Here is a 15,360-nt window from a genome sequence, read left to right on the forward strand (position 1 = left end):
AGTGGAACCAACTCGATCAGCAGGCGAAGTCGTCCGGAAACGACCGGGCGACGACTTTCCAGGCGCCGGAGATGTACTGCAACGTATAGAGGTTCAAAGCTCGCTGCGTGCCGGGAGTGCCGACCGGCTCACCGTCGGCGTCGAGCGTTCGAACCTTGCTGGAGTCGACGCAGGCCTGGGCGACGACGGTGGCGGGATCGGCCGCTGGGTCTGACCGCACGATCGTCAGGGCCTCGATGGTGGCGGCGCCCTCACGTTTCCAGCCATTCGTTTCCAGCTCCTGCGTGTCGTTCTGGGCTTCGGCGAGGATGGCTCCGGACGCCGCCGCGGTCAGGTCGTCGGTGGCGCCCGAACCTGTCGGGTCCACCGCGACGGAGGCCTTTAGGAACTTCTCCACCGCCGCGGTGGCTTGTTCGGGTGGCAAGGGCTCTGGGGCGCCGGGCTTGGTGGCTGGCCCGGGTGCTTCGGCGGGAGCGGGGCCGGGTTCTGGGGCCGCGGGCGCGGGGGTGCTGCCGGGCGTGTTGGTTCCACGCGGTGAAGCGGATTCGCTCGAAAGGCGTGTGCCGCCCGCGGGTGTGTTCGCTTCGGACTGGACCGGCCAGGAGAAATAGGCGGCCGCGGTCAGCGCGACGACGGCAACAGCGGCCGCGCCCAGCATCCTTTTTGCCCGCCGTCGACGTCGCGTGGGAATGTCCTGATCTTTCACAAGTGGTCTCCTGTGTCGGGTTCACATACGCGCAGGTTCACGCAGGGAGATAAATGAAACATGCTCGAAATTTCTCTTAAGATAGCCCGACTTCTCAAATCGCCGAGCCCCTTGCGTTGTGACGTTCCTTTCGTCAGGCGCGGGTGAACCGAACGAGGTCGGTGAGGTGCAGTCGCTTCCGGTCGAGTGCGCACCACACGAGAAAGAGGGCTGCGCCGATCGCCAGGGTCAATACCAAGGCGAGCATCGTCTCTCCCAGTGTCTGGAGCAGTATGAGCGCGGGGATGCCGAAGGTCGCGATGGGGATCACTAGGGCGTAAGCGATCGTCGGCGCCCAGATTCTGATGCCGATGAAATGGCGCACCTCGGCGGCCGCGAGCATGGCGTCGATCAGCATGCTCAACGCCCACGAGATCGCGGCGCCGTTGATGCCGATCAGGGGGACGAGGATCACGTTGCCGAGAACGTTGATGACCAGGACGACCGCCTTGTTGAAGGCAGCCCAACCGCTGCGCCCACTCATCAGCAGAACCGAATGAATGTTGCCGGCGGTGAATGTCAGGACGGCGCCGACACAGAGGATCACGAGCACCCCTGCTCCCGCCTCGAAGCCCGGTCCCAGCAGGCGGAGCACGACCGGTGCGAACGCGGCTAGCACCACGTAGATGGGGGTGCTGATCAGGACGAGCCAAATGGCGGCGGTTCGATACAAATGCTCGATATCGGCGAACTTCTTCGCGAACAACAGTGCGCTGAATCGGGTCGAGACCACGATCCGCAGCGCCGTGTCGACGATGAACCCCGCCGCCACGAGACGGCTGGCGCCGCCGTAGACGCCGGCGGAGGCTGAACCGGCGAGGAATCCGACGATGAGTATGCCCAGCCAGAGGATCGACTGCTCCAACCCGGCGGACAGGACGCGGGGGAGCGCGTACATCACCACGCTCGTTCGGAGCGCCGGCTGGACGCGCCAGACGCCCCGCAGGCCGGCGGCTCTTTCGTGGCGCCTCACTTGGAAGCCGAGTACGACGAGGGCCGCGACGAGGGCGATGACCACCGGTGCCGCCCAGGCCACCGTCACGGCGACCAGTGACCCTCCGGCGATCGCCACCAGCCAGACACCACCGGTACGAAGGCTGGGCATGGCGATGCTTCCCACGCTGACGTAGGGCAGAACCCCACCCAGACCCCTGGTCGCGGCCAGCGCCACGAGCATCAAAGCTCCCGCCGGCAGGAACCAGCCGGCGGCAGCGATCGCCTGGGCCACATCGGCGGCATGACGGTCACCCGACAGGGCGAACGTCGGCGCGAGGGCGATCATCCCGATCGCGCAGACGATGCCGCACGCTGCCGTGACCAGGAACATCATGGCGAGGGTGCCCCGGATCTTCGACGGATCGTTGGCGCTGAGGCGCGGCATGATCCACACGGCCACCGAGTCCATCCCCGCCCGCGCGAGGCTCAACACAATGGTGAAGACAGCTATCGCTTGCAGGATCACCCCGGACCCGGTATCACCCAGGACACGGGCCAGGACCACAGTCAGGACAAATCCCATGAAGGCGCTCGTCGCCGCACCCAGGAAACCCGCCGCGCCTTCGCGCGCCAGTTTCCCAGAGCTGTTGTCGATGACTCCTACTTTTACTTCGGTCACGGGAGGATGACCCGTGTCCGCCTGCGCAGGAGTTGCCGCGCGAGCCGCAGGATGAAAGCCGGGTTGCCGATCAGATAGCGGGAGGCAAGCCGCCGAGGCTCGAGCATCAGGCGCCACAGCCATTCCAGGCCCGAGGAGAGCATCCACCGTGGCGCACGCCGGTTATCGCCACTGGCCCAGTCGAAAAGCCCCCCGCAGGTCAAGATCACGTGAGCGTTGAGCTGGTGCCGGTGCGCCTCGATCCAGTACTGCTGCATCGGGTCACCCAAGCCCACGAACAGGAGGTCCGGCTTGAACGCGTTGATCTCGTCGATGACCTGCAACACCTCGCCGGGCGCCGTGTAGCCGGCGCGACCGTCGATGACCAGTCCGGGATTGGCTTCGCGGAGTCGGGCAGCTGCGCGGGCGGCGACGCCCGGCTTGCTGCCGTAGAGAAAAATGCGCTTGCCCCGCTCCGCCGCGACCGCCGCGAGCGGGTTGATCAGATCGGTGGTCGCGATTCGCTCGGGAAGCCCAGCGCCCAGGAGCCTGGATGCCCAGACAATCGATTGACCGTCGGGGTACCGTAGGTCCGCCCCCCGCAGCACCTTGCGGAAGCCCCTGTCTGTGGCCGCCAGGTTGCACACCGCAGCGTTGACGCCGACTGCCACCCGGGTGCCCCGGACAGCGGTCCACTGAATGATGGTTTCCACGATCTCGGCACCGGTGAGCCGGCTCACCGGCACATTGATCACCCGCACGTTGTCCATTCGAATGGTGGTCATGGTTTTGCCGCCGGGAGCAGGGAGTCGGAGTCGGCGTCGGCGTCGGCGTCGGTGTGGGTGTCGACGTCGACGGAATCGGCCATGGGGGCGGCGCGCCCGTCTACCGCAGGGTCCTCGACCTGAGTGCGCACGATTCGGTCGTGCGGCACAAGGACGGTGCCCAGGAAGGTGATGGCCAGCCGTGACGCTTCGTCGAGGATCTGTTCCGCGTCATCGGCCCGGGTCCGATGCTTGACCGCGATGAGGACGAGGGCATCTGACAGCCGCAGGGCGGCCAGGGCGCTCGACTGGGATGCGCTGCGCCCGATCACGACAAAATGCAGCTCTCCTGCACGCCGTGGCGCGAGGGCCGGTGCGCCACCCGAGGGGAATGAAACCGTCAGCTGACGCGCGAGTCCACTCTGGTGGATTTCGCCGTCGTCTTTGACTATCGGGTCGGTCAGGTCGAGGCTGGTGCGCAGCATCCGTTTGAGGCCGGGGGACGCGTTGGGCAGGATAAGAGTGCTCGGCACGCCTGACGCTGCCGTCACCAGGGCGAGGTTCACCGGGATGTCGAAGAACAACTCGGCGGGAGTGTCGTCGACGAACGCGATGACCTGGGCATCGTGCGGCAGGTCTGCGAAGATGCGTTCGCGCGCCGTCCGAAGCTGCTCGAGCGTGGCCTCGTCCTGAGGAATCGACGCCACGACGGAATTGACGTCGGCAAGGACCGGGGCATCCGTTGCCCGGCGAACCTCGTTAGCGTTGCGCATCCGGTGGTCGAACCGATTCACCAGGAATGCGATCACGACGCCGACCACGCCGCCGGCCAGGAGGCCGATGAGTAGCCACTGCACCAGGCTCGGCGCAACCACCTCGTTGCGGGCGGCCTCCGAAATCACCTCTCCACCCTCGGTGTCGACCTGCTCGAGCGCCCCTTTCTGCCCCAGCAAGGCGTTGAGCTCGATGGTCACGAGGTCACGGTCGCTCGTTGCCTGATTGGCCGCGAGAGTCCCGGCTTCGGCTCCACTGATGCGTGAGTTGGCATCAGTCAGCTGGGTGCCCAGGGTGGTGCGGCGAGCTTCAACCCCTTGCAGGATGGTATCGAGCTTGGATTGGGCACGGGAGGTCCGATAGGCCAGGTACGACTGTGCAACGGCATCCGCGCCCACCCTGGCTTGCTCGCTCGTCGGCGCGGCATAGTTGATATGCACGATGGACGCGCCGCTTGTCGAATCAACCTCCAGGTTGCGCCGCACCTCGTCCGGCGTCACACCGGACCCCATCTTCTTCGCGGCAGCGAGTGCCACGGTGTACGAGGTGGCAATCTGTGTTTCGGTCGTGCCGTCGAGCAGATTCGATGCTTGTTTGGACGTGTCGAACGGGTCTGTCGAAATGATGCGGAGGTTGACGACGGCCGTCGCCTTCACGGGCGGGGGGTACGCGGCGAATAGCACCAGGGCCGCCAGCCCGCCGAGCACGACCCCGGCGAGGACGACGAGCCACTGGCGGCGAAGGACGAACCAGTAGTAACCCAGTCCCACGGTTGCAGCATCTGACTGTTGCGACATACTCCACACCCAACTCTGGCCGAATGGGGGCCAACTGGCCCGACTGCAGGCATAGTAATGTGATCTACACAAAAAAGTGATGGGCCCTCAGTTTTGTGCCTGTCCCCAATTGGAGGGTGGGCAGATGCGTTCATTGCGAACGGAGGGCCGGTGGCGCCGGGCCCCCAGATGGGGCGACATCTCGGTCTGGCAGGGATCGGCGACGACACCCGACCTGCCTCGCTGGCCGCTCACGGCGATGTTCGTTCTGTTCCCCATTTGGTGGCTGCTCGGTCCGGGCGAGGCTATGTGGATCGCCCTTGCCGCGGTCATGCTCCTGCTCCTCCTCAGGCATGGAGAGATCCGGGCGCCGCGAGGCCTGGGTATTTGGCTGCTCTTCCTGCTGTGGATGGGTTGTTCGGTCATCGGCATCGACAGTGGAGGACGCCTCCTCGGGTTCGTCTACCGGGCGCTGCTGTACGTCACCGTGACAGTGGTGTTCCTGTACGTGTACAACGCGCGTGCCACCCTGACGGCGAGATATGTGCTGGGAGTCCTGACGGTGTTCTGGCTGATCGTCGTGGCGGGCGGGTACCTCGGAGTGTTCTGGCCGCTGTTCTCCATCGACACCCCGCTGGGCATGGTGCTGCCGTCGTCGTTGAGCTCGAACGACCTCATCCGGGAGATGGTCGTTCGCCGCGTCACCCAATACAGCCCGGACGCGTGGGCACCGATCGATCCTCGGCCCAGCGCCCCCTTCCTCTACACAAACGGCTGGGGGAACGCGTACTCCGCACTCTCACCGATGGTGGTCGCATACCTCGTCATGGTGCGGCGCGAGCGACGATTCTGGTGGCTGCTGCCGCTCATTCCGCTTTCTTTCGTGCCCGCGTTCCTCACTTTAAACCGCGGGATGTTCCTCGGACTGGCGTTGGCGTTGGCCTACGTTTTGCTTCGCTCCGTCCTCAGCGGAAACGTTCGCGCGATTGCAGCGCTCGCCGGGCTGTCTTTGGTCGCGGCGGGTGCCTGGGCGGCCCTCCCGGTCGCGGACAGGCTCGACCACCGGGTTGAAGTCAGCTCATCGACCGAGGACCGCGCTGACCTGTACGTCGAGGCATTCACAAGAACCCTCGAGCAACCGGTCTTCGGCTACGGGGCACCACGGCCCTCCGAGACGCCCGGCGCGCCCTCCGTCGGCACTCAAGGTCAGTTCTGGATGGTGATGTTCTCCCACGGCTTCCCGGGAGCGGCCCTTTTCATGGGATGGCTCGCCTGGGCATTCTTTCGTTCAGTTCGCGAGCGGGACCCCGCCGGCCTGGCGTGCAACACAGTGATACTGGTCACCCTTGTGGAATCGCTGTACTACGGCATTATGACCACTGGGCTCATGGTGGCCATGCTGGCCGCAGCCGTTGCCCTGCGTCCGACAGAAGATGCCGAGCCGGCCCCGCTGAAATCTCAGCCGTCCCGGGTTCGTCAGATCTGACGCTGTCGTTCACTAACCGGAGAGGTGGCCCGAAATGTTGAAGGAAAGTGCGCCAGAGAGCGTCGACGTCATCATCGCCACGCGAGGGAGGCCGGAACTGCTGCGGGCCGCGGTGCGGTCCATCCTTTGTCAGGATTACGGCGGGGAGATCACCCTGACCATCGTCTTCGACCAGACTGCTGTCGACCCGCTGGAAGACATCGATATCCCCGCCGTGCGCCGGCATGTCCGCACTGTGCCGAACACACGGACGCCGGGGCTTGCCGGCGGCCGGAATACCGGGATCCAAGCGGGGACGGGGGATCTCATCGCCTTCTGTGACGATGATGATGAATGGCTGCCCGGCAAACTTCGCCGGCAGATCGAGGCCTGGACGGGCGATCCGGAGGCGGTGCTGGTCGCGACGGGCATCCGGATCGCCACCGCCGGGCGGATGGTGGACCGGCTACCACCGGAGCGAACGGAGTTTGCGGATCTCATCCGCTCTCGGACCACGGAGATTCACCCGTCCTCGTTCCTGATGCGGCGATGCGATGTGGTGGAGCGAATCGGGCTGGTCGACGAGGAGTTGCCGGCCTCCTACGGCGAGGATTACGACTTCCTCCTCCGCGCGGCGAGAGTCGGTCACATTCTCGGGGTGGGCGAGCCGCTGGTCATCGTGCATTGGAACCGGACATCGTTCTTCGCCGGGAAGTGGCGCGGCATCGCAGACGGACTCACCTACCTGCTGAGCAAGCATCCGGAATTCGCCCAGAGCGCGCAGGGCTCGGCTCGTATAGAGGGTCAGATTGCGTTTGCGCTGGCGGCCCTCGGGGAGCACGGTGAGGCATTCCGCTGGGCACGAAGCACCCTCCGCCACGACCGTTCCCAACTTCGTGCGTACGCCGCGATGGCGATTGCCGCGCGACTGGTACCGGCGGGCGCCCTCGTCAGCGCCGTCAACCGGAGTGGCCGTGGTTTGTGACCTGGCTCGACACCGACGGCCCAGCCCTCACCGGAGAAAACCGGTGAGGGCTGGGACGTTGGCGAGTCGCTGGGGTCAGCGCTTGTAGACCCGCACGTAGTCAACCTGGTAGGCCGCGGGGAAGACTGTGTCCGCGGTCGGTGATCCAGGCCAGTTTCCACCGACGGCCATGTTGAGCCGGATGTAGAACTGCTTGACGAAGGCCTGGTCAAGCCAGGAGGTTGTGGACAAGTTGCGCTCGAACGTCAGCACGCCGTCGACGTACCACTTGATGGAGCCGGGTGCCCACTCGACGGCATAGTCGTGGAATCCGTCCGCCGTGGTGCCGACCGGAAGGTCGTAGTTCGTGACCTGCCTGGGGTGTGTTCCCACGTAGTCGTAGTGGATGGTCTGGGAGATTTGGTTGGCGCTGAAGGCCTCGCCCTTGGCAGTACCGACAGCCTCGAGGATGTCGAGTTCACCGATTCCACCCGTCGTCGGCCGCATCCAGAATGCCGGCCACAGCCCCTTGGAGGTGCCCTGGTTGAGCGGCGTCTTGGCGCTGATCTCGAACCGGCCGTATTCGAAGTCCACCTTGTTCTTGGTGCTCAGCATGCCTGAGGTGTACGAACGCCCCCCGGGGAAGCGCGGGTCGTTGGTGCCGCACTTGATCGGGGTGGCTTCCTTGCGGGCGGTGATGGTCAGCACGCCGCTGGAGACGTTGACGTTCTCCGGGCGGTCCATCAGGCAGGCAAGCTCGTTGTTGCCATCGCCATAGGTCGAGTTGTTGTCGACGTTCCAGGCGTCACGGTTGACCGTTGATCCGTTGAACTCGTCCGCCCAGGCCAGGTTCCATCCGGCCGGGGCCGGGGCCGGGGCCGGAGCTGGAGCTGGAGCTGGAGCAGGAGCAGGAACCGGTGCGGCGTTGGTGGTGTCGACGAGGGTCACATCGTCAATGACGAGAGCGTTTCCAGGGGACAGCTTGGCACCGAGGACGTTGATATTCAGAGTGGTGGACGTTCGCGTGGCCTTGTAGGCAGTGGTGATTCGCTCCCACTTTGTGTCCGTGCGCCACTGCCAGGACTGACCGCTGCTGATGACGCTGGACGAGGCGTCCTCTTCGAGCAGCCGAAGGATGACTCCCTGGTTCGCTTGTTCCGCACGGACCCACGCCGTGGCCTCGTAGGTGTGACCTGCGATCAAACCGGATGCCGAGTCGACGACATCATTGAGCGTCACCGTCGCGGCAGCGCTGGAGGTGTTCGTCAATCGAGCCCCTGCGCTTCCGTTCAGACCATTGGCGGTTGCGGCGAGGCGGGTATTCCTTGCGCCTTCCCAGCCGGCGGTGCCTGATGAGAAATTGCCGTTCACGACGGCAATCGTGGCCGCTTGGGCGGCAGGTGCGGTGAGACTCACTGCGCCGACGGCAGATATCACCGTTGCCGCAACAGCGAAGAAGACTCTCCGTTTGCCCGAGCCGGGCCTGGCGCTCATTGTTTCTGAGCGTCTTGGCTTTTCTATTAACATGTGTCTCCCAGCCGCGAAACAGGCTTCACGCCTGGCGGCAGTATATCTTTGCGCCGTGGGGCGTGTTTTTCAATGGCGTGCGGGAGCCCTTTCCTCTCTCCGCGGAGTCTGGGGTGTTTCTCGCGGAGTCTTTTACTTCGTGAGGCATGATCACTTTACTGGTATGCCCCATTTTCTCTGGCCTTTGCCGGGGCATTCACAGGCTTCCACCGCAGGCTCGTGGGCCCGGGGCAGACAAGGGGCCTAACCCGATCCGCCGATTCTCGCGTCCAGATTTGGTTCCGCGAGTTGCTCCAGCGCACGCCGAAGAAGAGTACTCGAGGTTGCCATCGTGTACGGAAAATATTCGATCACCACGCCCACCTTGGCGAACTCGACCTCAAGGCGGCGAGCACGCTCGGTACCCTTCCAGTCATCGCCCTTGAAGTAGACGTCGAACGGCGTCGCACGCCACGCGGCCAGCTTGTCCAGCACGTCTTCCTCCACCGCTTCGTCGACGAAGGAGATGTGACGGACGATCTCGATCCGCTCGGCGCAGGGGATCATCGGCGCCCTGCCCTTGGTGATCTTGAGCATCTCGTCCGAGACGACACCCGCGATCAGGTGATCGCACCGGCTTTTGGCGTGCTTGAGGATGTTGAGGTGCCCGATGTGGAAAAGGTCATAGGCGCCACCGGCGTAGCCGATTCGTTGAGTTCCCACGTGCTCCGTTCCTGGTTCTCGGGGTCTGCCGCGCGGCCAATTCATCAGTACGCACCCACCGGTTGCATGACCGTCTTGAAGGTGCGCCAGATGATGATCAGGTCACCGGCCAGCGACCAGTTCTCGACGTAGTAGAGGTCCAGCCGCACGCTGTCCTCCCAGCTCAGGTTCGACCGGCCGCTGACCTGCCACATCCCGGTCAGGCCTGGCTTGATGTACAGGCGACGGTGCACGTGGCTCTCGTAGGCTTCCACCTCGATCGGGAGCGGGGGGCGCGGCCCGACGAGGCTCATGTTCCCGATCAGGATGTTCCAGAGCTGGGGCAGTTCGTCCAGCGAATACTTGCGGAGCACCCGTCCGACCCGGGTGATGCGCGGGTCATTGCGAATCTTGAAGAGCGCTCCGGATGCCTCGTTCTGGTCGAGCAGGCCGGCGAGGTCGTCCTCCGCCGTCTGCACCATGGAGCGGAACTTGATCATCTGGAAGGTGCGCTCGTTGCGTCCGCACCGCTCCTGGTGGAAGAGGACGGGGCCGGGCGAGTCGACCTTGACGGCGATCGCGATGGCGACCAGGAGCGGCCAGAAGAAGAGGAGTGAGATCCCGGACACGCCGATGTCGAGGACGCGCTTGGCCACGTGCTTTGCACCCTCGAACTGCGGGATCTCAACGTGGATCAGGGGCAACCCCTCGACCGGCCGAAAATGGATGCGGGGACCGGCGACATCCGTCAGCTGGTTGGACAGCACCAGCTCGGCGGACGTCCCCTCCAGCTCCCAGCCGAGAGTGCGGATGTACTCGCTCCCGCCGGCGGGCTGGCCCGCGACGATCACGGTGTCCACGGCGAGCTCGGCGGCCGCGACCGCGACATGTGCGAGGTCGGAAACCACCGGAATGGTTCGGTTTCCTTTCGTCACCGGCGCCTTCGAACCGTTCACGAGCGCGACCCCGACCACGTAATAGGTGGCGCCGGCCTTCTCGATCTGTCCGACCACGTATTCAACGTCCGCTGAGTTGCCGACCACGATGACTCGCGCCAGGTAGTGTCCGAAAAGCCTCTGGCGCAGGAGCCACCGGCGCCACAGCCAGCGTTCCAGGACGAGGCCGCAGATTCCGAGGGGGAGCGCGAGCACGAAGAAGCCGCGCGCGACATCGACCTGGAACGCGAGGAAGCCGATGGCGAGCAGCCCGAAGGCGAGCGCACTCGCGTTGATGACCTGCTTGTACTCCGTCGGCCCGATGCCGATGACGCGCTTGTCCCTGGTGTGGAAGACTCCCAGGGTCGCGATCCAGCTGAGCGCGATGAGCAACGCAACAAGCCAGTAGTCGGCTTGATACCCGCCAACGGATGCCCGGGCGCCCTCGCCGCCGAATCTGACGAGCAGGGCTGCCGCCACGGCGGCCATGACGACACCCGCGTCGCTGACGAGGAGCTTCGCGCGGAACTGCCTGGCCCAGACCAGGCCGGAGGTCTTCGCATCGACGCTGACCGGGGCCTCGAGCGCCGGTGCCGGCACCAGTGCAAGCTTCGGCTGGGCGAGAGGGAGACGCCCCGCGAAGGGCAGGTGCGGTCGTGGGTCCGTCACGGTAGCCTCACCCCGCCACCGGTCATGCGGGGCTGGGCGCGATGAAGCGCTCGGAGTTCGGCCTGGGTGGGGCCGGTCAAAATGGGTCGACAAAAGAGCCGACACGTTACGCACGTGTTCACGGATCCCCCTGCATCTCGGGTGTACAGATCGGGACTGGCAGCGCCCGGGCGCTCCCGTCTAGGGAACGAGATTGCCCGGGCGAAAAAATAAATGATGAAAATTCAACTGCTTGCGGGCCGACCATACCCCGGAACGCGCGGGACGGCTCGTACCCCGAAAAGGGGGGGTGCGCGGGACGGCAACCCGTGGCACCCTCTGCGTCGTGAGTAAACCTCATCTCTCCGGCGACGCATTCACCCGTTGACTCAACGCACATCAGGATTGGGAAAAAGTGACTCCTAAGCTGCGCATCGCCGTCATCGGCGCGGGGGCTCGGGGGGCGAACCTGGCCCGAAACTTTCACAACAGTCCCCGCTGGGAGCTTGTCGCCATCTGCGACATCGACCGCGACCGCGCTCGGAAGGTGGCAGACACGCTTGACGGCGCACGGGCGGTGACGGCCCTCAGCGAACTGCTGGACGCCGAAGACCTGGACGCTGTGGCCGTCGCCACCCCGGCACGGACGCATCACGGCATCACCAGGGCCGCCCTCAGCGCCGGTAAACACGTCATGGTCGAAATGCCCCTCGCCGACACCGGGGCGCGCGGGCGCGACATGGTGCGGGCCGCCGCTGAGCGAGGCCTGGTGCTGATGGCGGTCCACGCCTACTGCTACGCGCCGACCGTTCTGACGATCCGGGACCTGATCCAGGAGGGCTCGCTCGGCGACATCCTGTTCATTGATTCCCTGCGCATCGAACCGGGCCTCATCCAACCGGAGATGGACGTGTTCTGGGACCTTGCACCCCACGATCTGTCCGTCCTCGATTTCATCCTGCCGGGCGGACTCCGGCCACTGAGCGTGTCCGCGCAGGGAGACGACCCGCTCGGGACGGGTAAGGCCTGCGTCGGATACCTTCTCCTGCCTCTGGCGAACGGTGCCACTGCCCAGGTGTACGTCAATCGGCTCAGCCCCACCAGGATCCGCCGGATGATCGTCGGTGGCACGAAATGCACCGTGCTGTGGGACGACCTCAACCCACAACAGACGGTGAGCGTCTATGACCGTGGCGGGGACTTCGACTCGCAGGCCCTGGACGGGGCAGATCAGACGACCGCGACCCTTCCCTATCGACCGGGGAACCCCGGGTCGCCGATAGTCTCCGAGCTGGAGGCGCTGGGCGCGATGGCCTGCGAGTTCGCGGACAGCATCCGTCAGCTGAGGGCGCCGCGCACCGACGGTGAGGCGGGGCTTCGGGTGCTATCCGTGCTGGAAGCGGCGACCCGGAGTCTGGCTACGGCCGGCTCCGCACGGGCACTCGACGAAGATCGGCTGGCGGCGCGGGGGCCTGCGTGAGCACGGTGAGGCCCCGGGACAAAAAAAGAAGGCCACCCCAGTAGAAGCCTGGGAGTGACCTTCAGTGGCCCCGACCGGCGTCGATCCGGTGACCTTTCGATTTTCAGTCGAACGCTCTACCAACTGAGCTACAGGGCCAGAAAGAAACCTCGAGAAGTCGCTTTCCAAGGAAAAAAACCCCTTCTTTCGAAAGGGCTTGTTTCCTTTGCGACCCTGACCGGACTTGAACCGGCGACCTCCGCCGTGACAGGGCGGCGCGCTAACCAACTGCGCTACAGGGCCTCGTGATGAGAATCAATCGATCTTCTGAACCAACTGATTTTCACTGCTGAGCTTTTACTGCGTTTTTCGTACTCGTTCATTCTTGCACATTCAGACTTGCATTCTTGCGTAGCCCCAACGGGATTCGAACCCGTGTTAACGCCGTGAAAGGGCGCCGTCCTAGGCCGCTAAACGATGGGGCCAAGACGCCATAAACCGCATGGCTTCCGACGCATAAGCATACGGTCTGCTGCCGGGAAATCCCAAATCGTGTCCCGTGAGCGTGTCGCTAGCGACGTCTCGTGCCGCCACGCCCGTGAATTGCGGGCCGGTTGGGTGGAGCCGGTTTAGGTTCAGGAGGGGTGTTTATAACCTCATGTTGTTACTGTGAAGAAGAGTTAACACAGTGATTGCTGTGATTAACGAGCCCGATCGGGGAGTAATGAAGCGCACGGCACATCCGAATGGCCGCGAAGCAATGAAGCGACTGGGAGGTCTCCGGTCACCTGGGGGTGCCCGCATCCGTCGTCGACCTCTGAGTCTGATCACCGGTTTCATCGCGGCCCTTGCCCTGTGTGTCACGCTCGTCGGCCCGGCTGGGTCCGCCCAGGCCGTGGACTACCCGACCTGGCAGGACCTGCAGAACGCCAAGTCCAATACGGCGGCGGCGGCGACGCAGGTCACCCAGATCCAGAACCTGATCGCGAATCTGCAGGACCAGGTCAAGCAGACGCAGGCCGAGTCCGAGGCGCGCGGCGCCGAACTCCAGGTCGCCCAGGAGAAGTTCGACGAGGCAAGCCGCCGTGCCGTCGACCTGCAGCAGCAGGCCGACGCCAGCACCGCGGTTGCCCAGACGGCCACGCGCCAGGCCGGCCAGCTGGCCGCGCAGCTCTACCGCACGGGCGGTACCGATCTGAGCGTCAACCTCTTCCTCGACGGCCAGGACAGCAGCGAGGGTGCGGATGCGCTCCTGTCGAAGCTCGGCAGCATGAGCAAGCTCGTCGAGCGCAGCACCGGCGTCTACGAGGAGGCGCAGACCGCACGGAACGCGGCCCAGTCCCTCGGCGACCAGGCCAAGATCGCCCAATCCGAACGTGAAACCCTGCGGGTGGCCGCCGAGGCCGCCCTCGTCGCGGCGCAGGAAGCCGCGCAGGCCGCCACCGACGCGCTGGCCGAGTCGGAGGCGAAGAGCATCGAGCTCAACGCCCAGCTCGCCTTCATGCAGGACGCCCAGGCGACGACGGCGGCGGGGTACGAGGCCGGCGTGATCGAGCGGGCCCGCCTCGCCGCGATCGAGGCCGAGCGGGTGCGGGTGGAGCAGGCCGCGGCCGAAGCCAGAGCGGCCGCCGCGGCAGCGGCAGCGGCCGCCAACCGGAGTAGTAGCAGCGGCAGCAGTAGCGGCGGCGGCGGCGGTGGTGGCGGCGGAAGCAGCGGCGGATCGGTCGGCGGCGGCGGCTGGGCAGTTCCCGCCAATGGGCGGATCACGGATGGTTACGGTCCGCGCGCGGTGATCTGCGGCAGCGACGGCTGCAGCAAGGGCTTCCACAGTGGCACCGACCTCGGCGCCGGCTGCGGCGCGTCGATCTACGCGGCCAGCAGCGGCACCGTGATCTATGCGGGCGGGTACGGCACGTACGGCAACTTCGTCCTGATCCAGCACGCCGGCGGGATATCCACCGGCTACGCCCACATCCGGCCCGGAGGCATCGGTGTCTCGAACGGCCAGAGCGTCTCGGCCGGGCAGCGGATCGCCAGCGTCGGCGAAACGGGAGCGGCCAGCGGCTGCCACCTGCACTTCGAGGTTCGCACCAACGGCAACCAGATCAACCCTGCTCCGTTCATGGCCGACCGAGGAGCTTCCCTTGGCTAAAGACACCGCCCGAGGCTCGATTCGGCACACTCCCGCCCGGCTGTTCGCGGCCGTCGCGGTCGGGGCGGTCGCGGCATCCGCAGCAGGAGTTACTCCGGCGGCGTTCGCCGAACCGGGGTATCCCAGCTGGGACGACGTGCAGAAGGCCAAGCAGAGCGAGGCGACCAAGCAGGCCGAGATCGTCACGATCACCGGGCTGCTGGGCGACCTGCAGGTGCGGGCGGATGCCGCGTCGAAGTCGTCGCGGATCGCCGCCGAGGCCTATCGAGTGGCCCGGGACGATCTTGACGCCGCCACGGTTCGCGAGGCCAGCCTGCTGGGCCAGGCCACGTCCGCGAATAAGCGCGCGGCGACATCCCGGATGCGGGCCGGTCTGATCGCAGCCCACCTCGCCAAGACGGGGGCGCAGGACCTGTCGCTCAATCTCTTCCTCAACGGGGACGGCGCCGACGACCTGCTGCACCAGCTGGGCACGGCCAGCAAGCTGGGCGAGCAATCCGAAACGATCTACAACCAGGCCGTGCAGGACAAGAACACCGCCGAGGCTCTGGGCGAGCAGGCCACCGCCGCCACCGCGGAACGTGCCCGCCTCTCGGCCGAGTCCGTGACCACCTACGACGCCGCAACCGCGGCCGCCCAGGTCGCGGAGGCGGCCTTCCAGACGGAGCAGAAGAGGTCGAACGACCTGTTCGAGCAGCTGGCGCTCCTCAAGGACACGACGGCCGAGGCCGAGCGCTCCTTCCAGGCCGGTCAGGATGCCGTGGCCGCCGCCGCCGCTCTCGCTCGGGCGCAGGCATCCGCCGCAGCGAAGCAGGCCGCCGCCGCGGCGAAGGCACCGGCCGCCTCGCCGGGAGCCGGGGCCCAGGCACCCGCAGC

The 15,360-nt window shown here is 65.7% G+C and carries 12 protein-coding genes and 3 tRNA genes; 5 read left to right on the forward strand and 10 right to left on the reverse strand.

Going from position 1 to position 15,360, the window contains the following annotated elements; all coding sequences use genetic code 11:
• Positions 1-16 precede the first annotated feature (16 nt).
• From E3T37_RS17205 to E3T37_RS14200, 4 genes are all read right to left on the reverse strand, one after another.
• On the reverse strand, positions 17-397 hold the full coding sequence (locus tag E3T37_RS17205; RefSeq protein WP_134367882.1) for a hypothetical protein: 381 nt from the start codon (positions 395-397) through the stop codon (positions 17-19).
• 442 nt (positions 398-839) lie between these two features.
• Positions 840-2,360, reverse strand: a complete 1,521-nt coding sequence (locus tag E3T37_RS14190; protein WP_166787119.1) for a polysaccharide biosynthesis C-terminal domain-containing protein — start codon at positions 2,358-2,360, stop codon at positions 840-842.
• The gene (locus E3T37_RS14195; protein ID WP_166806114.1) at positions 2,357-3,109 is read right to left on the reverse strand and encodes a WecB/TagA/CpsF family glycosyltransferase; all 753 of its coding nucleotides are present in this window, start codon (positions 3,107-3,109) and stop codon (positions 2,357-2,359) included. Before E3T37_RS14195 ends, E3T37_RS14190 begins: the two co-directional genes overlap by 4 nt.
• 11 nt (positions 3,110-3,120) lie before the next feature.
• Positions 3,121-4,674, reverse strand: coding sequence for a hypothetical protein (locus E3T37_RS14200; RefSeq protein WP_134367888.1), 1,554 nt, complete (start codon positions 4,672-4,674; stop codon positions 3,121-3,123).
• Between the two features lie 124 nt (positions 4,675-4,798).
• Between E3T37_RS14200 and E3T37_RS14205 the strand changes: the two genes are divergently transcribed.
• Positions 4,799-6,139: an O-antigen ligase gene (locus tag E3T37_RS14205; RefSeq protein WP_134367890.1), complete on the forward strand. Its 1,341-nt coding sequence runs from the start codon at positions 4,799-4,801 to the stop codon at positions 6,137-6,139.
• Positions 6,140-6,173: 34 nt separating this feature from the next.
• Entirely contained in the window at positions 6,174-7,103 is a 930-nt protein-coding gene (locus tag E3T37_RS14210; protein ID WP_134367892.1) for a glycosyltransferase family 2 protein, read from the forward strand.
• Positions 7,104-7,178: 75 nt separating this feature from the next.
• On the opposite strand, the gene E3T37_RS14215 is transcribed toward E3T37_RS14210, so the two are convergent.
• The 3 genes from E3T37_RS14215 to E3T37_RS14225 all read right to left on the reverse strand — a co-directional run bounded on the left by E3T37_RS14215 (position 7,179) and on the right by E3T37_RS14225 (position 10,894).
• Positions 7,179-8,609: a family 16 glycosylhydrolase gene (locus E3T37_RS14215; RefSeq protein ID WP_134367894.1), complete on the reverse strand. Its 1,431-nt coding sequence runs from the start codon at positions 8,607-8,609 to the stop codon at positions 7,179-7,181.
• 243 nt (positions 8,610-8,852) lie between these two features.
• Positions 8,853-9,311: an adenylyltransferase/cytidyltransferase family protein gene (locus tag E3T37_RS14220; RefSeq protein ID WP_241976099.1), complete on the reverse strand. Its 459-nt coding sequence runs from the start codon at positions 9,309-9,311 to the stop codon at positions 8,853-8,855.
• Positions 9,312-9,355: 44 nt separating this feature from the next.
• A complete protein-coding gene (locus tag E3T37_RS14225) occupies positions 9,356-10,894 on the reverse strand; it encodes a sugar transferase (protein ID WP_241976097.1) in 1,539 nt (512 codons plus the stop codon).
• A gap of 394 nt (positions 10,895-11,288) precedes the next feature.
• Between E3T37_RS14225 and E3T37_RS14230 the strand changes: the two genes are divergently transcribed.
• Positions 11,289-12,353 (forward strand): Gfo/Idh/MocA family protein, encoded by a 1,065-nt coding sequence (locus E3T37_RS14230; protein ID WP_134367898.1) that lies wholly within the window; start codon positions 11,289-11,291, stop codon positions 12,351-12,353.
• Positions 12,354-12,418: 65 nt separating this feature from the next.
• Here E3T37_RS14230 and E3T37_RS14235 read toward each other — a convergent pair.
• The 3 genes from E3T37_RS14235 to E3T37_RS14245 form a co-directional block, all read right to left on the reverse strand.
• A tRNA-Phe gene (locus E3T37_RS14235) sits at positions 12,419-12,491 on the reverse strand.
• 70 nt (positions 12,492-12,561) lie between these two features.
• Positions 12,562-12,635 (reverse strand) — tRNA-Asp (locus E3T37_RS14240).
• A gap of 109 nt (positions 12,636-12,744) precedes the next feature.
• Positions 12,745-12,817, reverse strand: a tRNA-Glu gene (locus tag E3T37_RS14245).
• Positions 12,818-13,056: 239 nt separating this feature from the next.
• Between E3T37_RS14245 and E3T37_RS14250 the strand changes: the two genes are divergently transcribed.
• On the forward strand, positions 13,057-14,484 hold the full coding sequence (locus E3T37_RS14250) for a M23 family metallopeptidase (RefSeq protein ID WP_241994580.1): 1,428 nt from the start codon (positions 13,057-13,059) through the stop codon (positions 14,482-14,484).
• A partial coding sequence (locus E3T37_RS14255; RefSeq protein WP_134367900.1) for an NlpC/P60 family protein occupies positions 14,477-15,360 on the forward strand: 884 nt, incomplete at its 3' end. The genes E3T37_RS14250 and E3T37_RS14255, both read left to right, overlap by 8 nt.

It is taken from the genome of Cryobacterium sp. TMT2-10, from assembly GCF_004403075.1.
Classification (GTDB): Bacteria; Actinomycetota; Actinomycetes; order Actinomycetales; family Microbacteriaceae; genus Cryobacterium; species Cryobacterium shii.